The 20,488-nt window shown below is 71.9% G+C and carries 20 protein-coding genes; 7 read left to right on the top strand and 13 right to left on the bottom strand.

All coding sequences use genetic code 11. The annotated features are described in order from the left end of the window. Positions 1-59 precede the first annotated feature (59 nt). The gene (locus ACFVYR_RS00100; RefSeq protein ID WP_384246851.1) at positions 60-1,487 is read right to left on the bottom strand and encodes an amidase; all 1,428 of its coding nucleotides are present in this window, start codon (positions 1,485-1,487) and stop codon (positions 60-62) included. Positions 1,488-1,656: 169 nt separating this feature from the next. Between ACFVYR_RS00100 and ACFVYR_RS00095 the strand changes: the two genes are divergently transcribed. Next, positions 1,657-2,691, top strand: a complete 1,035-nt coding sequence (locus tag ACFVYR_RS00095; protein ID WP_384246848.1) for a LacI family DNA-binding transcriptional regulator — start codon at positions 1,657-1,659, stop codon at positions 2,689-2,691. 34 nt (positions 2,692-2,725) lie between these two features. Here ACFVYR_RS00095 and trxA read toward each other — a convergent pair whose 3' ends face one another. Next, positions 2,726-3,118 (bottom strand): thioredoxin, encoded by a 393-nt coding sequence (gene trxA / locus ACFVYR_RS00090; RefSeq protein ID WP_384246846.1) that lies wholly within the window; start codon positions 3,116-3,118, stop codon positions 2,726-2,728. Between the two features lie 164 nt (positions 3,119-3,282). Between trxA and ACFVYR_RS00085 the strand changes: the two genes are divergently transcribed. The 5 genes from ACFVYR_RS00085 to ACFVYR_RS00065 all read left to right on the top strand — a co-directional run bounded on the left by ACFVYR_RS00085 (position 3,283) and on the right by ACFVYR_RS00065 (position 7,544). Then, complete coding sequence (locus tag ACFVYR_RS00085; protein ID WP_384246844.1) at positions 3,283-4,707, top strand: dihydrolipoyl dehydrogenase family protein; 1,425 nt, start codon at positions 3,283-3,285, stop codon at positions 4,705-4,707. Between the two features lie 131 nt (positions 4,708-4,838). After that, positions 4,839-5,921: a M20 family metallopeptidase gene (locus ACFVYR_RS00080; protein WP_384247962.1), complete on the top strand. Its 1,083-nt coding sequence runs from the start codon at positions 4,839-4,841 to the stop codon at positions 5,919-5,921. Between the two features lie 73 nt (positions 5,922-5,994). After that, positions 5,995-6,480 (top strand): fluoride efflux transporter CrcB, encoded by a 486-nt coding sequence (gene crcB / locus ACFVYR_RS00075; protein ID WP_384246841.1) that lies wholly within the window; start codon positions 5,995-5,997, stop codon positions 6,478-6,480. Continuing rightward, entirely contained in the window at positions 6,477-6,851 is a 375-nt protein-coding gene (gene crcB / locus ACFVYR_RS00070; RefSeq protein ID WP_384246839.1) for a fluoride efflux transporter CrcB, read from the top strand. Before crcB (ACFVYR_RS00075) ends, crcB (ACFVYR_RS00070) begins: the two co-directional genes overlap by 4 nt. Positions 6,852-7,067: 216 nt before the next feature. Further along, the gene (locus ACFVYR_RS00065; protein WP_384246837.1) at positions 7,068-7,544 is read left to right on the top strand and encodes a hypothetical protein; all 477 of its coding nucleotides are present in this window, start codon (positions 7,068-7,070) and stop codon (positions 7,542-7,544) included. A gap of 55 nt (positions 7,545-7,599) precedes the next feature. Here the strand turns inward: ACFVYR_RS00065 and ACFVYR_RS00060 are convergent, their stop codons facing one another. The 3 genes from ACFVYR_RS00060 to ACFVYR_RS00050 all read right to left on the bottom strand — a co-directional run bounded on the left by ACFVYR_RS00060 (position 7,600) and on the right by ACFVYR_RS00050 (position 9,050). Beyond that, positions 7,600-8,034, bottom strand: coding sequence for a DUF2267 domain-containing protein (locus ACFVYR_RS00060; RefSeq protein ID WP_384246835.1), 435 nt, complete (start codon positions 8,032-8,034; stop codon positions 7,600-7,602). Between the two features lie 79 nt (positions 8,035-8,113). Continuing rightward, positions 8,114-8,509, bottom strand: a complete 396-nt coding sequence (locus ACFVYR_RS00055; RefSeq protein ID WP_384247961.1) for a DUF2267 domain-containing protein — start codon at positions 8,507-8,509, stop codon at positions 8,114-8,116. Positions 8,510-8,612: 103 nt separating this feature from the next. After that, a complete protein-coding gene (locus tag ACFVYR_RS00050) occupies positions 8,613-9,050 on the bottom strand; it encodes an Hsp20/alpha crystallin family protein (protein WP_384246832.1) in 438 nt (145 codons plus the stop codon). Between the two features lie 127 nt (positions 9,051-9,177). On the opposite strand from ACFVYR_RS00050, the gene ACFVYR_RS00045 reads away from it, so the two are divergent. Further along, positions 9,178-9,864: a type III effector protein gene (locus ACFVYR_RS00045; protein WP_384246830.1), complete on the top strand. Its 687-nt coding sequence runs from the start codon at positions 9,178-9,180 to the stop codon at positions 9,862-9,864. Between the two features lie 58 nt (positions 9,865-9,922). Here the strand turns inward: ACFVYR_RS00045 and ACFVYR_RS00040 are convergent, their stop codons facing one another. The 8 genes from ACFVYR_RS00040 to ACFVYR_RS00005 all read right to left on the bottom strand — a co-directional run bounded on the left by ACFVYR_RS00040 (position 9,923) and on the right by ACFVYR_RS00005 (position 20,420). Then, positions 9,923-10,207 (bottom strand): hypothetical protein, encoded by a 285-nt coding sequence (locus tag ACFVYR_RS00040; RefSeq protein WP_384246828.1) that lies wholly within the window; start codon positions 10,205-10,207, stop codon positions 9,923-9,925. Between the two features lie 98 nt (positions 10,208-10,305). Beyond that, a complete protein-coding gene (locus tag ACFVYR_RS00035) occupies positions 10,306-11,982 on the bottom strand; it encodes an ABC transporter family substrate-binding protein (RefSeq protein WP_384246825.1) in 1,677 nt (558 codons plus the stop codon). 86 nt (positions 11,983-12,068) lie between these two features. Beyond that, on the bottom strand, positions 12,069-14,273 hold the full coding sequence (locus tag ACFVYR_RS00030) for a dipeptide ABC transporter ATP-binding protein (RefSeq protein ID WP_384246824.1): 2,205 nt from the start codon (positions 14,271-14,273) through the stop codon (positions 12,069-12,071). Then, the gene (locus ACFVYR_RS00025) at positions 14,270-15,169 is read right to left on the bottom strand and encodes an ABC transporter permease (protein ID WP_384246821.1); all 900 of its coding nucleotides are present in this window, start codon (positions 15,167-15,169) and stop codon (positions 14,270-14,272) included. Before ACFVYR_RS00025 ends, ACFVYR_RS00030 begins: the two co-directional genes overlap by 4 nt. A gap of 1 nt (position 15,170) precedes the next feature. Next, the gene (locus tag ACFVYR_RS00020) at positions 15,171-16,139 is read right to left on the bottom strand and encodes an ABC transporter permease (RefSeq protein WP_384247960.1); all 969 of its coding nucleotides are present in this window, start codon (positions 16,137-16,139) and stop codon (positions 15,171-15,173) included. Positions 16,140-16,387: 248 nt separating this feature from the next. Next, the gene (locus ACFVYR_RS00015) at positions 16,388-17,599 is read right to left on the bottom strand and encodes a helix-turn-helix domain-containing protein (RefSeq protein WP_384246819.1); all 1,212 of its coding nucleotides are present in this window, start codon (positions 17,597-17,599) and stop codon (positions 16,388-16,390) included. 212 nt (positions 17,600-17,811) lie between these two features. Continuing rightward, positions 17,812-18,762, bottom strand: a complete 951-nt coding sequence (locus tag ACFVYR_RS00010; protein ID WP_384246817.1) for a hypothetical protein — start codon at positions 18,760-18,762, stop codon at positions 17,812-17,814. 59 nt (positions 18,763-18,821) lie between these two features. Then, positions 18,822-20,420 carry a DUF6801 domain-containing protein gene (locus ACFVYR_RS00005; RefSeq protein WP_384246814.1) on the bottom strand — a complete coding sequence of 533 codons (1,599 nt, stop codon included), beginning with the start codon at positions 20,418-20,420 and terminating at the stop codon, positions 18,822-18,824. Positions 20,421-20,488 lie beyond the last annotated feature (68 nt).

Genomic DNA, 20,488 nt, shown 5'->3' with positions numbered 1-20,488 from the left:
CCGGTCGCCTGAACGTGGCGGCACCGGCGTACGGCCGGACAGCTCGCGAACGTGCGGTCCTACGGCGCCGGAGCCGCGTCGGGCAACGGCGCGGGCCACCGCTCGTACCACCGCTGGTCCGCCTCCAACTGCGCGGCCAGGGACACCAGAAGCGGCTCGCTGCCCGCGGGCCCGAGCAACTGGGCGCCGACCGGCAGGCCGCCGGGGGTGCGGCCCGCGGGCACGTTGACACCCGGCCACCCGAGCACGTTCCACGGCCACGCGTAGGGGCACGCGGCGATCATCGCCCGGTCGGTCCGCCAGCCGTTCATCGTGGCGAGCGCGCCGACGCGCGGCGGGGGAGCGGCCGTCGTCGGCGCGATCACCACGTCGTACGTCGAGAAGAGGGCGCCCACCCGCCGGTGCAGCGCGGCCTCCGAGCGGCGCGCCAGCCTCAGCGGCGCGCCGCCCAGCAGCCTGCCCATGCGGGCCGCCTCCTGGGTGCGCCGGTCGAGGAGCGAGAAGTCCGGCACGTGACGGCTCCACTCCGCGATGCCCGCCGTGGCCCGCGGCACGAACGCAAGGCCGATCTGCCCGTAGCGCGGGTCGGCCTCGGCCACGTCGTGCCCGAGCGCGGCGAGCCGGTCCGCGAGCGCCACCACCCGGTCCCGCACCACCGGGTGCAGGTGCTTGGGCGTCGCCGTGAACGGCATCCGCAGCGACAGGGCGATCCGCAGCCGCCCCGGATCGCGGGTGGCGGCCTCGGCGGCGCGTACGGGAGCGGGGCGGTGCAGGTCGCCCTCGTGGCTGCCGCTCGCCGCGTCGAGGAGCAGCGCGGCGTCCGCGACCGTCCTCGCGAGCGGGCCGTTGACGGTGATGCCCTGGAAGGCCTCGGGCCAGGGCCAGGTGGATATCCGGCCGCGCTGCGGCTTGATCCCGACCAGGTGCGTCCAGGCCGCCGGAATCCGCACCGACCCTGCGCCGTCCGAGCCGAGCGCCGCCGGGACCAGGCCCGCGGCGACCGCGGCCGCCGAGCCGCCGGACGAACCGCCCGGCGTGTGGCCGGTGTTCCACGGATTGCGGGTGTCGCCGAAGCCGGGCCCCTCCGTGAACGGCCACTGCCCCAGCTCGCACGTGTTGGTCTTGCCGACGATCACCGCCCCGGCCGCCCGCAGCCTGCGCACCGCCTCGGAGTCCCGCTCCTTCGGCACGAAGTCGCCCCTGCAGCCGAACGCGGTCGGCTCGCCCGCCACGTCCATGTCGTCCTTCACCGCCAGCGGCACCCCGAGCAGCGGTCGCGAGGAGCCCCCGCCCGCCGCCAACTCCCGGTCGGCGGCGTCCGCCTCGGCGAGCGCGGCCTCCGCACGCACCAGCTTGAACGCGTTGAGCGCGGGTTGCGACGCCTCGATCCTGGCCAGCGCCCGCTCGGTCAGCGCACGCGCGGACACCTCTCCAGCGGCCAGCGCGCGGGCGGTGCGCACCAGGCCATCGGCACGGTCGGCAGTCATGTGGGGGACACCTTCGCTCGACGACGGGTGCCCGAACGTTAACCGGCGAGTAGCTCGACACGGAACGCGAGCGGCTCAACGAGGGACGCGGCAGGGCCAGTTCACCGGCCGCGCGACTCCACCGCCCGCCCGCGGCCAAGCCCGCCGCGTCTGCGAGGATGACGGGGCCATGGTGCAGATACCGAAGCAGCAGCCCACGCAGCGTTCCGTGCCGACGAGCGCCGACGTCGCCCGCCTGGCGGGGGTCTCCCGCGCGACCGTCTCGTACGTCCTCAACAACACCAGCGCCGTCCGCATCAGCGAACCCACGCGCCGCCGCGTCCACGAAGCGGCGAGGGAACTCGGCTACGTCCCGCACGCCGCGGCCCGCAGCCTGCGCGCAGGGCACAGCCGTATGGTCCTCATGCCCACTTCGGAGATACCCGTCGGCCCGCTCTTCAGCCGGTTCTTCAACGAACTGCAGTGGGCGCTCGGCCGACTCGACTACACCGTCGTGCAGTACGCGAGTCTCGGCCTGACCGGCGAGGACGCCGCCCGCGCCTGGGCCGAACTGCGTCCCGTGGCCGTTCTCGCCCCCGACGCCTCCGCGGTCGGCCCACGCGGCGTGACCGTCCTGAAGCGGTCCGGCGCCCGGGCCGTCTTCACCCTCGGACCGCACCGCGTGGAGGGCGCGCACGCCCTGCTCATGGACGGACGCAGGGTCGGCGAGGCCGCCGCCCTGCACTTCCTGGCCCGCGGACGCCGCCGCATCGGCGTCGTCGTCCCCGAGGAACCGGGCCTGGAACACTTCTCGCGGCCCCGCCTCGAAGGGGTCCGCCAGGCGGTGGAGAGCACCCGCACCACCGGCGCCTCGGTCATCGAGCTGCCTCTCGCCTACGCCGAGGAATCAGCCGCCCGGCTGGCGGCGCGCTGGCGCGACCTCGGCATCGACGCCGTCTTCGCGTACAACGACGAATACGCGATGCTCCTGATGCGCGCCCTGCAGGACGAAGGCATCGCCGTCCCCGACGAGAGCGCCGTCATCGGCTCGGACGACCTGATGCTGGGCCGGCTCCTCAGACCCCGGCTCAGCACCGTCCGCATAGAGCTGCCCTCGGGCCGCGGCCTGGCCGAACTCGTCGACCGTGTGGTGCGCGACCCGGGCGCCGAACCCGAGGTGCACGACGTGCTCGGAGCCGACGTCGTGCACCGCGAGTCCAGCTGACCGCTACGGCCCGCGCTTCCTCCAGGAGCCGGTCCTACTGGCCCTGCGCGCCCTGCTGCTTGGCCTGCTCCTCGGCGACCTGCCGGCGCACCTCGTCCATGTCCAGGTTCCTGGCCTGGCCGATGACGTCCGTGAGCGCGGCCTCGGGCAGCGCGCCCGGCTGGGCGAAGACCGCCACCTGGTCGCGGACGATCATCAGGGTCGGGATCGACTGGATCTCGAAGGCCTGGGCGAGCTCGGGCTGCGCCTCCGTGTCGACCTTGGCGAAGACCAGGTCGGGATTGGCCTCGGCGGCCTTCTCGTACACGGGGGCGAACTGCTTGCACGGCCCGCACCACTCGGCCCAGAAATCGATCAGCACGAACTCGTTGTCCGTGACCGTCTGGTCGAAGTTGTCCTTGGTGAGCTCCACAGTCGCGCTGCTCATGGTGTGTCCTACTTCCTGCTGTCGGGCGTAGCCGCTGTGCACAACGGCCGATGCTGCGGACGTATTCCGCCTGTCGCACGCGCGGAAGATGCCGCATGTGCACCGGCGCGTTCCGCGCGCGTACCCATGTGGCCACGGCGCACACCTGCCGACAGACTGTCCTCATGACGGATGCCATCACATACGACGTAGTAGTCATCGGCGCAGGTCCCGTGGGGGAGAACGTGGCGGACCGGGCCCGGGCGGCCGGGCTGTCCGCGGCGATCGTGGAGAGCGAACTCGTCGGGGGTGAGTGCTCCTACTGGGCGTGCATGCCCAGCAAGGCACTGCTGCGCCCCGTCATCGCCCGCGCCGACGCCCGCCGCGTCCCCGGCCTGCGCCAGTCGGTGCAAGGCCCCCTGGACGCCTCCGCGGTCCTCGCGCACCGCGACGACTACACGTCGCACTGGAAGGACGACGGCCAGGTCGGCTGGCTGGAGGGCGTCGGCGTCGACCTGTACCGGGGCCACGGGCGCCTCGCGGGTCCCCGCAAGGTCACGGTCACCGGCGCGGACGGCGTCGAGCGCACGCTGGAGGCCCGCCGAGCGGTGGCCGTCTGCACCGGCACCCGCGCCGCGCTCCCCGGTCTGCCGGGCCTCGCCGACGCCAAGCCGTGGACCAGCCGCGAGGCCACCGCAGCCGACCACGTGCCCGGCCGGCTCCTGGTCGTCGGTGGCGGTGTCGTCGCCGTGGAGATGGCCACCGCCTGGCAGGCACTGGGATCGAGCGTGACCGTGCTCGTACGGGGCGGGGGACTGCTGCCCCGCATGGAGCCGTTCGCCGGTGAGCTGGTGCTCGAGGCCCTCACGGAGGCGGGGGCCGAGGTCCGCTCCGGCGTCTCCGTCACCGGGGTGCGGCGCGAGGGCGGCACCGTCACGGCGACCCTGGACGACGGCTCGGCACTTGAGGCCGACGAGATCCTCTTCGCCACGGGCCGCGCCCCGCGCACCGACGACATCGGCCTGGAGACCGTCGGCCTGGAACCCGGCTCCTGGCTGCCGGTCGACGAGAGCCTGCGCGTCGAGGGCAGCGACTGGCTGTACGCGGTGGGCGACGTGAACCACCGCGCGCTCCTCACCCACCAGGGCAAGTACCAGGCCCGCATCGCGGGCGCCGCCATCGCCGCCCGCGCCCAGGGAGTCCCGCTCCTGGAGAGCGACCGTTGGGGCGCCCACTCCGCCACCGCCGACCACGCGGCCGTCCCGCAGGTCGTCTTCACCGACCCCGAGGCGGCCTCCGCGGGCCTGACCCTCGCCGAGGCGGAGGCCGCGGGCCACCGGGTCCGGGCCGTCGACTACGACATGTCCGGCGTCGCGGGCGCGGGCCTCTATGCCGACGGCTACCGGGGCCGCGCCCGCATGGTCGTCGACCTGGACCGCGAGATCCTCCTCGGCGTCACGTTCGTCGGCCCCGGCGTCGGCGAACTCATCCACTCCGCGACGATGGCCGTCGCGGGCGAGATCCCGCTGGACCGGCTCTGGCACGCGGTGCCCGCCTACCCGACGATCAGCGAGGTCTGGCTGCGGCTCCTGGAGACCTACCGGGGTTGACGGCGGGCACCGGGTCCCGCCACCACGCCCCCCCGCGGATGTACGTTCGCGAAGGCCTGTTCCATGATCGGCACGCCAAGTACCCTTGCGCCGTGACGATCCACCAGGCAGTCGGCGTGCGGACGGAAGCGATGATCGACGACCTCAGGACGCTCGTCGAGGTCGAGTCGCCCTCGCGGGACGCCGAGGCCCTGACGGCGTCGGCGAAGGCCGTCGCAGCCGTCATCGAGAGCCGCCTCGGCGGGAAGGCCGTGCTCGTCGGGAGCGAGGTGGGACCGCACGTCCACTGGTCGTCCGGCGGCGAGCCCCGGGTGCTGATCCTCGGTCACCACGACACGGTGTTCCCGCTCGGCACCCTCGGCCGCCGCCCGTTCGAGGTCAAGGCCGGGCACGCGACGGGGCCAGGGGTCTTCGACATGCTGGGCGGCCTGGTGCAGGCCGTCCACGGTCTCGCGGCGCTCGACGACCGGTCCGGCGTCGAGATCCTGGTGACCGCCGACGAGGAGGTCGGCTCCCACACCTCCCGCGCGCTCATCGAGGAGCGCGCCCTCGCCTGCGGTGCGGTCCTGGTGTTCGAGGGCGCGGCCGACGGCGGCGGACTGAAGACGGGCCGCAAGGGATGCGGCACGTTCGAGGTGTCCGTCGCGGGCCGCGCCTCGCACGCGGGCCTCGAACCCGAGGCGGGGGTCAACGCCCTGGTCGAGGCGGCCCATCAGGTGCTCGACATCGCGGAGCTCGCCCGCCCGGACCTCGGCACGACCGTGACTCCGACCGTCGCATCGGCGGGCACGCTGGACAACGTCGTGCCCGCCGGGGCGACCGTCGTCGTCGACGTCCGGGTGGAGACGGCCGAGGAGACGGAACGCATCGAGTCAGCGTTCGCGGCGCTCACGCCGCACGTCGAAGGGGCCCAGCTCACGGTCCGGGGCTCCATCGGCCGTCCGCCGATGCCCGAGTCGGCTGCCGCCGGGCTGTTCGCGGTGGCGGAGCGGCTGCTTCCGGGCGTGGTGGGCGAGGCGGTCGGCGGCGGCAGCGACGGCAACTTCACTGCCGCGCTCGGCGTGCCGACGCTGGACGGTCTCGGTGCGGTCGGCGGTGGCGCCCATGCCGACCACGAGTACGTGGTGGTCGCGGCCATGGAGGAGCGGGCGAACCTCGTCTCCGGCCTGGTGCGCGCGATCCGCAACGGAGAGCTGGGGACCGCGGACGCCTGAGGTCCACGGGGCGGCTGTCGGGCAGTCCGGGTCTGATGGCGCGGTGATCGGCCGGGCCGGTTAGCGTAGGCCCATGGGAGCTCAGCGGCCCGGGGCACTGGACGAACCCACGGACCCCGACATCGATTTGTCCGTGGCCGCGCAGCGCCGTGAACCGGCGCGGGGGCAGTGGCAGATCGTCGTGGCGGTCTCCGTCGGTGGCGGTGTCGGCGCCGTGGCACGGTACGCGGCGTCCGTGAGCTGGCCGACCGCTACCGGAGGGTTCCCCTGGACGACGCTGGTGGTGAACGCCGCGGGATGCGCGGCGATCGGCGTCCTCATGGTGCTGGTCACCGAGGCCGGGACGGCGCACCGCCTGGTCCGGCCGTTCCTCGGCACCGGCGTCCTCGGCGGCTTCACCACGTTCTCGACGTACGCGGTGGACATCGAGCGCCTGGTCAGGGACGGCCACGCACGCACCGGACTCGCCTACTTGGGCCTGACCCTGCTCGCCGCCCTCGCCGCGGTGTCGTGCGCGGCGTGGACGACGCGCGGCCTGGTGTCGCGGAGGAGGGCATGAACTGGCTGCTCGTCGCCGTCGGCGGCATGGTCGGCGCCCCGCTGCGCTATCTGACCGACCGAGCCGTGCAGGTACGGCACAGGACCGACTTCCCCTGGGGCACCTTCACCGCCAACGTCACCGGCTGCCTGATCCTGGGCGTGGTCACCGGCGCGGTCAACGCGGGCGCCGCGTCCCCGCACACCCAACTGCTCCTCGGCACCGGCCTGTGCGGCGCGCTGACGACGTACTCGACCTTCTCGTACGAGACACTGCGGCTCGCCGAGCGCCGCGCCCGGTTCTACGCCGCGGCCAACGCGCTCGGGAGCGTCGTCGCGGGCCTCGGCGCGGCCTTCGCGGGGATGGCCGTCGCCGAGGCCCTCTGGCCGTGAGCGCCGTGGGTTGCGGCGGCGCGGAATTGTCCGCCCGGGCCACGAGGTGATCACTGTCATGTCACGAACGTGTCCTGAAGACGATCAAGACGGAACTGGGTTGATCACCCTGTCTGTCTGAAGGGGCAGAAAGCGACACGGGCGAGCGGCTGATCGGCTCGCTCACCCGTCCATCCGCTCCCCACGAGCGGCGGCCCCACTCAGAGGACACGACACATGCGCACTCGGAAGATCTCGGCACTGACCATGACCGCGGTGGCCCTCGGCCTGGCGCTGACAGCCTGCGGCAACGACGGCGGCGACAGCACGTCCTCCTCCGCGAGCAGTTCATCGGCGGCCACGGCCACGCCGAAGGCCGACACCTCGAAGTCCGACACGGCGAAGCCCGGCGCCCCGAAGCCCGAGGCGCCGAAGGGCAAGCAGTCGGGCACGCCCGTCGCGTCCGACGCGAAGTGCACGGACCAGCGCGACTACGCGGGCGACCCCCGTTCCAACGCCGAGATCAACTCCATCGGTGAGGACACGGGCACCTGCCCCGAGCCCCAGAAGTCCGGCAAGGCGGCGGGTACGCCGAAGGAGCCCGGCAAGAAGTGCACGGACCAGGTCGACTACGCGGGCGACCCGCGTCCCAACGCCGAGATCAACTCCATCGGTGAGGACACGGGCACGTGCCCGCCGGTCAAGCAGAAGTAGCTCGCTCCTTCGCGGGCGGCAGCGGCTCGCGCGCGTCGGCGCCGCCCGCTTTCGGTCAGGCGGCCTGGATGAGTTCGGCGCGGCCGAACAGCAGGGCGTAGCCGGTCGGGAGCTGGTTGAGGATGCGGGTGAGCAGGTCGGGTCCCGCGAGGGTGGCGACGGTGGCAAGGACGGCGCCGGTGTCCCAGCGGGTGGTGGCCGGGCTGGCGCCGGCGCGCTCGGCGAGCTCCTTGACGAAGGCCCAGCCGGTGAGGGTCTCGACGGCGGGGATCTGCGCGGTGAGGGTGGCGGCGGCCTCGAAGGGCAGGCGCGCCGCCAGCTCTACGCGTTCTTCGCCCGTCAGCTGGCGTCCGAGTCCCGAAAGGACCAGGTGGACGGCTTCCGCGGCCCGTTCGCGGGTGGGATAGGCCCCTTCGTAGCGGACCTTCTCCAACATCTGCTCGAACGTCATCGCCGGGAGCTGCCGCACCGGTTCGCGCTGGTCGGGCATCACTGTGGTGGTCGCCTTTCTCGTCGTCGAGGTCGTTGTGCGGGTGCCCGGCATGCCCGGGCACCGGGTTGACGGTTGGTCAGGTGGGCTGGGGGCGGCCGAAGAGCAGGTCGTAACCGGCGGGCAGCTGGAGCAGGATCTGCCGCATGAGATCGTCACCGGCCGCGTCGGCGGCGGTGCTGAGGACGGCGCTGACGTCCCACGTCGCGGTCGCTTCGGTCGACCCCTCGATCCAGGCCGCCGTGGCCCGCACGAACCGCTCGGGGGAGAGCGGTTCGGCGCTCTGCAGCGGATTGAGGAGGATCAGGGCGAATGCTTCCGGCAGGCGTGCGGCCAGTTCGGCACGTACGCGGCCGACCAAGTGGGCGCCGAGCAGCGCGAGCACGACGCGGGACACGCGTTCCGCCTCACGCACGCTCTCGTACTCGCCGCGTTCCTTCACCTGATCGAGGAACGCTTCCTGTCGCAGGGGCACGTCAGCCACCGCCTCTCTTGGCCCGAGGGGTGCGCAGGGCGGGCGGAGGGGGAGACCGGGAGGATGCCCGCCCTGCGCCGTCGGCCGGTCCGGGGCGCCGGACTCAGCCGGAGATCTCCTTGCGGGAGGAGTCCCCGCCGATGGAGATCTTGCGGGGCTTGGCGCGCTCGGCGATCGGGATGCGCAGGGTCAGCACCCCGGCCTCGTAGTCGGCCTTGATGCGCTCGGTGTCCAGGGTGTCGGCCAGCACGAGCTGACGGGAGGAGACACCCAGCGGCCGTTCCGACAGCTCCATCTGCACGTCGTCGGCCTTCGCCACGGGGCGGCGCTCGGCCTTGACGGTCAGCATGTTCCGTTCGACGTCGATGTCGATCGCGTCCGCGCTGACACCGGGGATGTCGAAGGCCACCACGTACTCGTCGCCCTCACGGTAGGCGTCCATCGCCATCGTGGTCGGCCGCGTCCAGGTGCCGGTGCCGGCGCCCGTGAGCTGCTGGGCGAGGCGGTCGAGCTCGCGGAAGGGGTCAGTGCGCATCAACATCGCGAAACACCTCCTGAAGGTCTGGGTCGTACCCGCCAATGCGCTTCACTGACACCGTTGTAACATGTCATCCAATAGATGACAAACACCGGCGTCGTCCAAAGGATGACGGCAGGAAGGAGCTCTCGTGACAGCATCAGGCCAGCCACCCTCCACCGGCGCCGATACCGGCGCCGACGCCCGGAGCCCGGCCTCGTTCCTGGCTGCCGCGGCGGCCCTGGAAACCATCGGGCACGCCGTGCACGACGCCCACAACGAAGCCGCCGACCCCGACGATCCCGCCGTCACGGATGTCGGCCCGGAGCAGGCCCTGGCCTCCCTCCTGCTGCTGCGGCAGGTCCGCGAGCAGCTCGCCGGATGGGAGACGGGCCTGATCGAGACCGCCCGCGAAGCGGGTGCCAGCTGGGCCGACCTCGCCCACCCACTCGGTGTCGCCAGCCGCCAGGCCGCCGAACGCCGCTACCTGCGCAACCGTCCGGGCCCCGCCGGAACCACCGCGGAACAGCGCGTCCAGGCCACCCGGGAGAGCCGCGCCGCCGACCGCACCCACACCGCCTGGGCCCGCGACAACGCCGCGGCCCTGCGCCGCATCGCCGGACAGATCGCCGCCCTCACCGACCTCCCCACGGCCGCCCGCACCCCCCTCGGCCGGCTCGACGCGGCCCTCGCCCACGACGACCCCGCGGCCCTGGTCCCCCCGCTGACCGCCACCCGCCCCTACCTGACAGCCGCCCACCCCCGCCTCGCCACCCAGCTCGACTCGCTCATCGGGCAAGGTGCAGCCCAGGGCTCCGACCGGCCCGACCACACCTGACGGCGGGCACCGCGCCGCGCGGACCGGCCACGGAGGCGGAATGCCCGGGCGCAGGCCATCACACCGGCGACACATCGCCCGTCCCCTCGGCTCCCCTGAGCCGTCGTGGTTCGAGGTCTTCGTTCAGCCGCTCACCCAGCAGCAGGAGCGCCGAGGTGTCGGCAACCTCCGACAACCGCTCGAGCACCGTCCGGACGGATTCGTCATCGCCCTGGCGTACGGCGGCAACCAAACGCCGGATGATGTCCTGCGTCACCAGCGGCACTGACTTCTCGTGAATGGCCATGCCGCCGAATACCCCCGAGGCGGCCGGAAAGGCCTCTTCGCGGGAAGGAAAAATCAAGGCACCGACCTGATCGCGAGACGATCACTCCGCTGGGTGCGGCGCCGGCCAGGGCGGCTGACCGCCCGCATCAACGCCCCGGCCGGCGAGCCGGTGGGCTACTTCTCCCAGCCCACCGTCTCCGGCAGCGGGTTGTGGAAGATGGTCGCGCCCACGTTCGCGAGCCCCTTCTTCACGCTGTACGTCGAGGGTCCGCTGAACATCGGGAGCAGGGCGTAGTTCTGGAAGGCCTTCCGCTCGACGTTGTTGGCCGCCGCTGCCTGCTCGCCCAGATCGGCGATGTCCCCCGTGGCGCGGATCTCCTTGTCCAGCGCCGGGGACCCGGCCCCCGTGAGGTTGGACTCACGGTCCGAGCAGTAGAAGTCGCACAGATTGCGGGCCCCGTAGGGGTTCATGGAGCGGTTGCCCGAGAGGAACAGGTCGAACTTCCGTTCGCTGAGGATGTTGGCGAAGTCCGCCTCGTCGGCCTTCTTGATGGCGAGGCGTACACCGACCGGCTTCAGCATCGCGGCGAGTGCGCCGGCGGTGGCCTTGCCCAACGCGTCGTCGCCCAGCAGCGTGTACCCGATCTCGAGCTTCTTGCCGCCCTTCTCCCGGACTCCGTCGCCCCCGGGTTTCCAGCCCGCCGCGTCCAGTTCCTTCTTCGCCCGGTCGGGCGCGTACTTCAGGACGGCCGAGACGTTGTCCTCGTACCCCTTCTGGAAGCTGTAGAGCACCGCTGAGCCGGGCAGCGGCTCCTTGTAGTCCAGGCCCTGGAACTGGATCTTCGCGATCTGGCTGCGGTCGACGCTCTCCTGGACCGCCTTGCGCACCGCCTTGTCCCCGAGGACCGACGACTTGGTGTTGAAGTGGAGCGAGTAGGCGAACGGGCTGCCGCCGCTTCGGATCTCGGTGCCCTTGAGCCCCTTCACCTGCTTCAGGCTCTCGGCGTCGACCGCGGAGACGTAGTCGAGCTGGCCGTTCTTGAAGGCGTTGACCGCCGCGGTCGACTCCAGGTTCACGTAGACGCGCTTGTCGAGCTTGCCCTTCCTGCCCCACCACTTCGGGTTGCGGACGAAGGTGATGTCGCCCGAGTGGGTGTCCCACTTGCCGACCGTGTACGGGCCCGCGCCCCACTCGGGGTGCGCCTTCTTCACGTACGCCTTGTTGAAGTTGCCGACCTCCGCAGCCTTCGGATGCAGGAACGTGGTGAACAGGCCCGGCCAGGAGGCGTTGACGCCCTTGAAGGTGATGACGGCCTGCTTGTCGTCCTTGCCCCGCGCGACGTCGGTGATCTGGGAGTAGCCGTCCGTGGACGAGGCCGCGAAGTCCTTGTCGCTCCCGTTGTTGGCCTTCCAGGTCGCCTTGATGGCCGTCCAGTCGATCGGCGTCCCGTCGTTGAAGGCGGCCTTCTTGTTGAGCGTCAGGACGACCTTCTGGTCGCCGCCCTTGACGGACACCTTCACGTCGCTGAAGTAGTCCCGGTTGTACCGCACCTCACCGGTCGGCGAGAAGGTGATCGCGTTCGCGTTGTACCAGCCCCACACCCGGGTGGCCGTCAGGGTGGAGTTGACGTGGAACGGGTTGCCCTGATCGTCGAACGTGCCCGCCGTCGTGTAGGTCCCGCCGTCCTTGAGCTTGTCGTACGCCGTCGGGTTGTAGTCGGCGGCTCCGGAAGCGGAGGTGGGCGTGCCCTCGTTGCCCGCGCCGCTGCCACCGGATGAGGACTGGCAGGCGGTGGCGGTGACGGAGATGGCCGCTATGAGGGCGACGGGCAGGGCCAGTCTTGCGCGCATGGGGAAGAGTCCTTGAGTTGAAGGTGTGGCTTGTCGAACGGGGAGTCGGAAGTCGGCACCCGGGGCGCCGGACAGCGGCGCTCAGGTCACGCGGCGTGGCAGGCGTATGCGTGACCCGGCTGCCCCGGCACAGAGCGGGACGCGGGGCGCTCCGTGCGGCAGCGCTCCCGGACGTCGTCGTCCGCGAGGCGGTACAAGGGGCAACGGTCGACGAACACGCAGCCGCGCGGCAGGTTCGTGGCGTCCGGCTGCTCGCCCCGCAACACGGTGCGCTCACGGGTGCGTTCGCGCTCCGGGTCGGGTACGGGGATCGCCGAGAGCAGCGCCTTGGTGTACGGGTGCTTCGGGTCGGAGAAGAGCGTCTCCGTGTCGCCGGTCTCGATGATGTGCCCCAGGTACATCACCGCGACGCGGTCGCAGAGGTAGCGGACCACGGCGAGATCGTGGGCCACCATGAGGTAGGCGAGGCCCAGTTCGCGCTTGAGCCGGGCCAGCAGGTTGATCACACCGGCCTGCACCGATACGTCAAGGGCGGAGAGCGGCTCGTCGAGGACGAGCAGTTTCGGGTCCGTGGCCAGGGCGCGGGCGATGCCGACGCGCTGGCGCTGGCCTCCCGAGAGCGCGACGGGGAAGCGGTCGCCCACCGAGGCGTCGAGACCGACGAGCGACAGCAGTTCATGGACGCGGGAGCGGATCGCGTCGCGGTCCCGGCCGACGGCCCGCAGGGGCTCGGCGAGCAGTTGGTGGACGGGAAGGCGCGGGTCCAGGGCGCCCAGCGGGTCCTGCATGACGATCTGCACGTCGTGCCGCGGAGTGCGCCCGCGCCCGCCGCCGGAACCGGCTCGCGCGTCGCGGGTGCTGCCGGCGCCGCCCCCGGTACTGGTACCAGCACCAGCACTCGTACCAGCACCAGCACTCGTACCAGAATCCGTACGCCTACTCGTGCCCGCCGGCGCCCCGACCTCCCGCCCGGAGATCTCGATCCGGCCGCCCTCCGGCCGCCTGAGCCGCAGGATCTCCAGCAGCGTCGTCGTCTTGCCGCTGCCCGACTCGCCCACCAGGCCCAGCGTCTCACCGCCGCGCAGCTCGAAGCTGACCCCGTTGACCGCGTGCAGGGTGCCGACCCGGCGCTTGACGAACGCGCCCTTGGTGACGGGAAACGTCTTCACGAGGTCTTCGACACGCAGCACCACATCACCGCCCCCGGTGCGACCCGTGCCCGCCTCCGGGGTGACGGGCGCGACGCCCTCGGTGGGGTCCAGGGTGCCTGCGGCTATCTCGGCCGCGCGAAGGCAGGCCACGTCCCCGTGCCCCGTCACACGGCGCAGCTCCGGCTCTTCGGAGCCGCACGCGTCGAGTGCGACGGCGCACCGGCTCGCGAAGGGGCAGCCGGCCGGCAGAGCCGTCAGGGCGGGCGGCTCCCCGCCGATCGGGACGAGGGGGCGGCGCACCCCGCCGTCCACGGTCGGCACCGCGGCGAGGAGCCGCGCGGTGTACGGCATCGTCGGCCGCCGGAACAGCTCATCCACGCCTGCCTTCTCCACGAAGCGGCCCGCGTACATCACGGCGACGTCGTCCGCGTGACCGGCCACGACACCGAGGTCGTGGGTGATCAGGACGAGCCCGGCGCCGGTCTCCCGCTGCGCGAGGCGCAGTACGTCGAGGATCTGCGCCTGCACCGTGACGTCGAGCGCCGTGGTGGGTTCGTCGGCCACAAGGACGCGCGGCCGGTTGGCGATCGCCATGGCGATGACCACGCGCTGGCGCATGCCGCCCGAGAACTCGTGGGGGAAGGCCGAGGCGCGGCTGCGCGGGTCGGGGATGCCGACGAGGTCGAGCAGTTCGACGGCCTGCTCCCAGGCGGCCTTCTTGGACAGGTCCTGGTGGACCCGCAGCGCGTCACAGAGCAGCCGGCCCACGGAGAAGATGGGCGTGAGCGCGGACAGCGGGTCCTGGAAGACCATGCCGACGGATTTCCCCCGTACCCGCGACAGCGCCCGGTCGTCGAGACCGATCAGGTCCTGGCCGCCGAGGAGGACCTGGCCGCGCAGCTCGGCGGTGGGCGGCAGCAGGCCCATGACGCCCATCGCGGTGGCCGACTTGCCCGATCCCGACTCGCCGACGATGCCCAGGGTCCGGCCCGGCAGCAGGTCGAAGCTGACGCCGCGCACCGCCTCGACGGGCCCGGCCTCGGAGGGGAAGGAGACCCGCAGGTCGCGTACGGAGAGCACGGGCGCGACATCGCCGGGGGGAGCCGGGTGGTCGTGCAGGGGGCTGGTCAGTGTCGTCATCGTCGGCCTCCCGCCGCGCCGGTCACAGAGGTGGGGTCGAGGGCGTCGCGCAGCCCGTCGCCGATGAAGGTCATCGACACGGTGAGCAGGACGACGAGGCCGGCGGGGAAGGCGAAGAGCCACGGGGCGCTGGTGACGGTGGCCGCTCCGTCGGCGAGCATCGTGCCCAGCGAGACGTCCGGGGTCTGGACGCCGAATCCGAGGAACGACAGCGCGGTCTCGCTCAGCACGGTCGCGACGACGCCGAGCGTCAGGTTGACGATGAGCAGGGAACCGAGGTTGGGGATGATGTGGCGCAGGACGATGCGCAGCGGGTGTACGCCCATGAACTCCGCCGCCGTCACGTAGTCCCGTTCGCGCAGCGAGGTCGAGACGGACCAGACGACGCGGGCGGTGGACATCCAGCCGAACACGGTCAGCACGAGGATGAGGGCGCGCCAGTCACCGGCCAGGCGGTGGGAGACCAGGGCGAGGATGAGGAACGAGGGGACGATCAGGAGGAAGTGGATGACGGCGAGCGTCAGCCTCTCCACCCGGCCGCCGAAGTACGCGGCGCTGGAACCGATGACCGCGGCGAAGACGATCGTCAGGACGGACACGCTCACGGCGATCACCAGCGAGCGCCGCAGCCCGTGCACGGCGCTGGCGTAGACGTCGTTGCCGCCCTGGTTGGTGCCGAACCAGTGCACGGCGCTCGGCGGCTGGGTGAGGGCTGCGAAGTCGGCGTCGGTGTGGGTGTAGGACGTGAACAGGCCGCCGAAGACGCTGAACAGCACGAGCAGCGCGAAGATCACGACGCCGGCGACGGCGAGGCGGTTGCGCAGGAAGCGCCGCAGGTAGAGCCGGCCGCGGCCGAGCTCCGCGCGCGGTTGGAGGGTGTCGATCGCTGTCGCCATGTCAGTTCACCCGCACCCGGGGGTCGAGGAAGACGGTGGCGATGTCCGCGAGGATCGCGCCGATCGCGGTGAGCACCGCGGCGAACGCGGCCGTCGCGACCGTGCCGTGCACGTCGTTCTTGCTGATGGTCTGGATGAAGTAGCGGCCCATGCCGTTCCAGCCGAAGATCGTCTCGGTGATGACGGCCCCGGTGAAGATGGCGGGCACGCTGAACGCCACGGAGGCCGCCGTCGGGATCAGCGCGGCGCGCAGCGCGTGCCTGCGGACGGCCTGGGCGCGGGTGAGGCCGGTGGCCTGGGCGGTGCGCACGAAGTCGGCGTTGATCGTGTCGAGCAGCAGGGAACGCTGTGTCAGGTGGTAGCCCACGTAGCCCATCAGCGTCAGGGTGAGCGTCGGCAGGATCAGATGCAGGAGGCGGTCACCGATCGTCGGCAGCAGGCCCTCGACGTCGGGCGAGTTCTCCCCGGCGACGTAGAGGAAGTCGAACCCGGCGTGCTGGCTGAGCCAGATGGCGACGAAGACCACGGCGAGCGCCGCGACGGGCGTCGGGACGTTGAACACCGCGATGGAGATGGCCTGCGAGACGCGGTCGGCCGCGCCGTACTGGCGTGCGGCGGTGTAGACGGCGAGCGCCACACCGATCACGACGGACAGGACGGTCGCGGTGACGACCAACTCGGCGCTGACCAGCGCACGGTAGCCCACCTCGCCGTTGACGGAGACGCCGGTGGGTGACCTGCCCCAGTCGAAGTGGACGGTCACCGAGGTGAGCCAGTGCCACCACCGCTGCACCAGCGGTTCCCCGGGGTCGAGGTTGTACGGGGCGAGGGCCCGGGAGATCTGCTCCTCGCTGCGGACGGGGCGCTGCTCCTTGTAGTTCGATCGTGGGTCGAGGAACCAACTGGCCAGGAAGTACGTGGCATTGGTCGCGATCGCGATCATCAGGAGCCAGCCGCCCGCCTTGCGCATCACATGGCGCACGGTGCGGACCGCCTCTCCACCACACACGCGGGACGCGCCGGAAAGGCGCCGGGAAGACAGGTCGAGTACATGTGTGGTGGAGCTTTCTGCGGGTGTACGAGTACGGAACGGTGCCGTGAGGGGCGAATGTCAGCTTGGTCCGCACTGGGTGGCCGCACCAGCTTCTGGCCGGTTCCGCCACGAGTCCGCAATGCTGCCGTAGAGATCGCAATGTCGCCGCAGCAGAAGGTGGCCCGTCATTGCTCCTTTGTGTCGCGGGAGAGCAGGTGCAGGGCGCGCAGCGCGGCCTCCAGGGCGAAGCGGTGGTCGGGGTCGGCGAGGCGGTCGCCAAGCAGGACGTCCAGGTTCCGCAGGCGGTAGCGGACGGTCTGGGCGTGCACGCCGAGCATGTCGCCGACCTGCTCCGCGGGCGCCCGCGTGGAGACGTGCACGCGCAGGGTCTCCACGAGCCGGTCGCGGCGGCTGGCCGGCAGGTGGTCGATCGGGGCCAGTTCCCCGGCCGCGAGACGGGTCACGAGCGCCGGGTCCGAGAGCAGCCACAACGTCACCAGGTGGTCCTCGCAGCTGACCAGGGGAGCGTCGGCCACCACGCGTTCGTCGATCAGCTGGAGCAGCCGGCGCGCCCAGCGGATGGAGTCGGCGGCCTGGGCGGGCGGCACGGTCGGCCCCACCACGGCGTGCGCGCCCGCCAGCGCCGCTTCGAGCATCGATCGGCGCTCGGGGGTGAGGGCTCCGGGTATCAGCAGATGCGGCTGCGGGATGTCCAGGTCCAGGAGGACGTCGTCGGCGAGGGCCGCCTCCAGGTGCTCGGGGACCGGGGTGCGCAGGGCGACCATGGTGACGTCGGTGGGCAGTCGCCAGGCCGCGGCCTCGCAGAGCGCGGGAAGCGCCTGGGGCAGCGGGGGAGCGGCGAGGATGAGGTGGAGCAGCCGTCTTCGCCGTGCCGGTACCTCGGAGAAGGCCCGCGACTGCACCTCGATGTAGCCCTCGCGGGAGATCTGCTCCAGTTCGTCGACGTACGCGAACAGGGCGTCGGCGAAGGCGAGGATCAGGGCGGGCGAGAGCCGGTACTGCTGGCCCACCGCCTTGGCGCGGCGCAGCGCGATGCGGGCGCCGAGCCGGTACGCCCCCCGCAGGGTCTCAAGGGCGCGTCCCTCGTACGCTTCCACGCGGCCGAACTTGCGCAGCAGTTCGTCGCGCAGCTCGGCGTTCTTGCCGGGTTCGGCGACGCGGTCCACGAAGGCCGCCAGGGCCTGCTCGACACCCTGCCGGATGGGTTCGGCGTTGGGCCCGTTGAGCAGCCGCCCGTACTCGGGGTAGGCCCGGGTGACCTCGGCGCCGATCTCCTTCAGGAGGCCGGGTAATTCCGGTCTCATGAACGCGGCGAACTCCTTGGGAAGGGGTTCGAGCGGTTCACCGACTTCAGGCGGTCGCGTGGATGAAGGCATACGTGCCGTCCCTTGCTCTTCGGGCCCACGGTGCACCGGTCGTGCGCCCCGGCCCGTCACGGGGGAGGCGCACGACCGGTCTTGAGGTGACGCGTGTCTGGGCTGTTGAAGCTAAATCAAGTTCCATGGGACGTACACAGTCCGTACACATTTCGGTTCGGTGGGGCGTGGCACGGCTGCTGGGACGGCTGGAAATCGCCGCCGCGCGGCCATTACTCGACGGCGGAGTGCCAGTTCTGCGCGAGGCGCTTGCCCGCGTCGGGGGCGAAGGTGCCGGGGGCGTTGAGGCCGGCGAGGTGCGTCTGGGAGTTGTTGAGCGTCAGGCTGTTGTTTCCCGCGGCGGAGGGCAGCCCCGTCTTGGCGTTGACCGCCGCGTCGATCAGGCCGAGCAGGCCGAGACCGCAGCCACTGGCGCCCGGCACGGCGAAGGTGCTGTCGTTCTGCGCGGCCCCCGTGAGGTTGACGCGGCTCATCTCGCCCTCGTCGTCGGCCGTGCCGTCACCACGGAAGAACGACATGCCGAATTCGGGGAACTGCAGGTTCTTTGGACGCAGCACGACGGGTTTGGCGGCGGTGCCGATGTAGCACTTGGCGCCGAGGAACGGGTTCTCCAGGTGGATGCGGACCGGTATGGCGACGATCGGCTTGTCGGTGACGATGCCGCCGGTCTGGTCGAAGTCGTAGGGTGCGCCGACGGACTCCACCGTCGCCGTGATCTTGTTGAGCGTGCTGTTGCTGAGCTGCTTGCAGATGTCGGTGATCGCGGGGATGTTGCTCGGGCACATCAGCCCGAGGAGGCCGCCGGGGACGGTCGCGGAGTCGGCGACGAGGGCGCCGCCGGACGGGGCCACCACGGAGCTGGTCCCGTCCGAGTTCTGGACGACCCCCATTTGGAGGTTGGTCTTCCCTGTGGGCACGGTCGTCCTGCCCAGTTTGATGGAGCCGTTCGGTGAGGTGGAGACCACGCACTGCGGGGTCTTGACCAGGCCGTCGGCGGCCAGCATCGCCGGGGCGTCCACGGGGCAGCGGGTGAAGGGTGCCCACTCGCCGTTCGGCGCCGCGACGGCCGCGGTGGCGGTGCCCATGGAGGCGAAGGCGCCGAGCGCGGTGCCGAGGGCGGTGGCAGTGGTGGCGACTCTGGTGCCGAGGGAGAACCGCATCATGTGGCCTTCCGGGTCGGGGAGTTGAGGGGGAGAGGGGCGGGGCTGGGGGGCTTGGGGGATCAACGTTCGGCTACGGGGATCTTGCGGGGCTGGGCGTCCTCGGTGCACTCGTCGGGGTTGAGCACATCGGCCGAGACGAAGCAGGTCTGCCCCTGGATCTGCTTGACGTAGTTGTCCGGGCCGGAGACGGAAGCCGTGAGCAGGCGGTCGAGGTCCTCACCGTCGGCGGTGCCGCAGCCCGTGAAGGCGGGGATGGTGACCTTGCCGGTCAACGGGCCGCCGGACAGCAGGAGGTAGCCGGTGGCGGGCTGGCCGGTGGTCTGCTCGCCGCGGCCGTGCAGGACCAGGTGGTCACCGGGGTGCTTCGCAGGGTCCGGGTCCGGGGAGGCGAGCGACGTCTTGGTGCGGCACTTCGTCCCTACGTCCAGCGGGGTGCCGTTGACCTTGAGCGACGTCACCCGGAGCACGACCGGTGCCCGGACGTAGGTGTCCGTGCTGGTGAACACGAAGTCGGTGGTGCCGTGCGAGTCGATGGTCATCGGACCCGTCTGCTCCAGCACCATCGTGGCCGTCGTGGGGGTGAAGTCGAAGGTCAGGAAGGTCGCGTCGAAGGGCTGTGTCTGCTTGCGCTGCCGGTGGTAGAGGTCGGCGGTGGAATGCTGGGTGATGGTGGCGCCGCTGTAGTCGGGGAAGAACACGAACTGCGGCTCTCCCTGGGTGATGAGCGTGCAGAACGGCGGGATCAGCGCGGCGCCGTCGAGCTTGTTCACGTTGGAGTAGCCGGTGATGTAGGCGTTCAGGGACATCGGTCCCGCCGGGTACTTCTCGTCGTACTTGCAGGTCGGCGCGGTACGTCCGGCGGAGCCACCGCCGGGACCGGGCTCGGTGACCTTCGGGGTGCGCCCGCCCGCCGGGCCCTTCTCCGGTTGCCCCGGCCTGCCGGATGCGGAAGGCTCGTCGGAGGCGGAAGGCGCGTCGGAGGGGGACTCGGACGGTGATCCGCTCGGGGGTTGCGTGCCGCCTCCCTCGTCCTTGCCGACCAGGACGTCGGCCAGCCGCCCGCCGTCCGGCGCTCCCTCGGCGAGGTCGCAGTCGACGGTGACCGTGGCGGGGTCGGTGGTACCGCCGTCCGCGGTGCTCAGCGCGAGGTCCAGGGCGAAGTCGCCCGCCGTCATGGTCAGTTCGCCCGCGCTCTGCCCGGTCATCGAGGGGACGTCCCCCGTCGCGGTCAGTGTCAGCGGCCCGGCCGAGGGCAGGGCCGTGGGTTCGGCGCTGCCGCGCCAGGTCGCCTCGGCGGTGGCCTCGCCCTGGGTGACGCCCACCGTCAGCCGGGTCGCCGCCCGGGCACCGGCCGCGCCCAGCGCAGCGAGGTCCGCCACCGCGGGCTCCGGCAGCTCGACGGTCGTGGTCACGTCCGCGGGTTCGATCGGGTCGCCGACGGCCGCCCGCTCGGGCAGGGCAGCCGAGATCCGTACCGTCGCGGAGTGCTTTCCGGAGGGGAACAGGCATACGTAGGGCAGCGCGGCGTCGACCTTCTGCGTACCGGACGCCCCGGCCGCCGCGGGCACGGTGGCGGCCAGTACGACGAACGCGGCGATCGCCGCGCCACGTCCGCGGCTGCGGACCGCCCGTCGGACGGCGGTACGGGGGCCTGTCATCTGTCACTCCGCTCGGGTTGTCCCGCGTCCCGGGGCGGGGGGGGGGGGGGGCCCGCCCCCCCGGGCGC

The organism is Streptomyces sp. NPDC058284, from assembly GCF_042881135.1.
Lineage (GTDB): Bacteria > Actinomycetota > Actinomycetes > Streptomycetales > Streptomycetaceae > Streptomyces.
The sequence above is the reverse complement of the archived record's forward strand: the minus strand, read 5'-3'. Positions and strand labels throughout refer to the sequence as shown.

Bases quoted from the DNA above. Each gene is read 5' to 3' on its own strand.
- ACFVYR_RS00095 (WP_384246848.1), top strand. From the start codon at position 1,657: ATGGTGCAGATACCGAAGCAGCAGCCCACGCAGCGTTCCGTGCCGACG.
- ACFVYR_RS00005 (WP_384246814.1), bottom strand. From the start codon at position 20,420: ATGACAGGCCCCCGTACCGCCGTCCGACGGGCGGTCCGCAGCCGCGGA.
- ACFVYR_RS00065 (WP_384246837.1), top strand. From the start codon at position 7,068: ATGCGCACTCGGAAGATCTCGGCACTGACCATGACCGCGGTGGCCCTC.
- ACFVYR_RS00080 (WP_384247962.1), top strand. From the start codon at position 4,839: ATGATCGACGACCTCAGGACGCTCGTCGAGGTCGAGTCGCCCTCGCGG.
- ACFVYR_RS00020 (WP_384247960.1), bottom strand. From the start codon at position 16,139: ATGCGCAAGGCGGGCGGCTGGCTCCTGATGATCGCGATCGCGACCAAT.
- ACFVYR_RS00010 (WP_384246817.1), bottom strand. From the start codon at position 18,762: ATGATGCGGTTCTCCCTCGGCACCAGAGTCGCCACCACTGCCACCGCC.
- crcB (WP_384246841.1), top strand. From the start codon at position 5,995: ATGGGAGCTCAGCGGCCCGGGGCACTGGACGAACCCACGGACCCCGAC.
- ACFVYR_RS00035 (WP_384246825.1), bottom strand. From the start codon at position 11,982: ATGCGCGCAAGACTGGCCCTGCCCGTCGCCCTCATAGCGGCCATCTCC.
- ACFVYR_RS00050 (WP_384246832.1), bottom strand. From the start codon at position 9,050: ATGTTGATGCGCACTGACCCCTTCCGCGAGCTCGACCGCCTCGCCCAG.
- trxA (WP_384246846.1), bottom strand. From the start codon at position 3,118: ATGAGCAGCGCGACTGTGGAGCTCACCAAGGACAACTTCGACCAGACG.
- ACFVYR_RS00025 (WP_384246821.1), bottom strand. From the start codon at position 15,169: ATGGCGACAGCGATCGACACCCTCCAACCGCGCGCGGAGCTCGGCCGC.
- ACFVYR_RS00030 (WP_384246824.1), bottom strand. From the start codon at position 14,273: ATGACGACACTGACCAGCCCCCTGCACGACCACCCGGCTCCCCCCGGC.
- ACFVYR_RS00060 (WP_384246835.1), bottom strand. From the start codon at position 8,034: ATGCCCGACCAGCGCGAACCGGTGCGGCAGCTCCCGGCGATGACGTTC.
- ACFVYR_RS00015 (WP_384246819.1), bottom strand. From the start codon at position 17,599: ATGCCTTCATCCACGCGACCGCCTGAAGTCGGTGAACCGCTCGAACCC.
- crcB (WP_384246839.1), top strand. From the start codon at position 6,477: ATGAACTGGCTGCTCGTCGCCGTCGGCGGCATGGTCGGCGCCCCGCTG.
- ACFVYR_RS00100 (WP_384246851.1), bottom strand. From the start codon at position 1,487: ATGACTGCCGACCGTGCCGATGGCCTGGTGCGCACCGCCCGCGCGCTG.
- ACFVYR_RS00085 (WP_384246844.1), top strand. From the start codon at position 3,283: ATGACGGATGCCATCACATACGACGTAGTAGTCATCGGCGCAGGTCCC.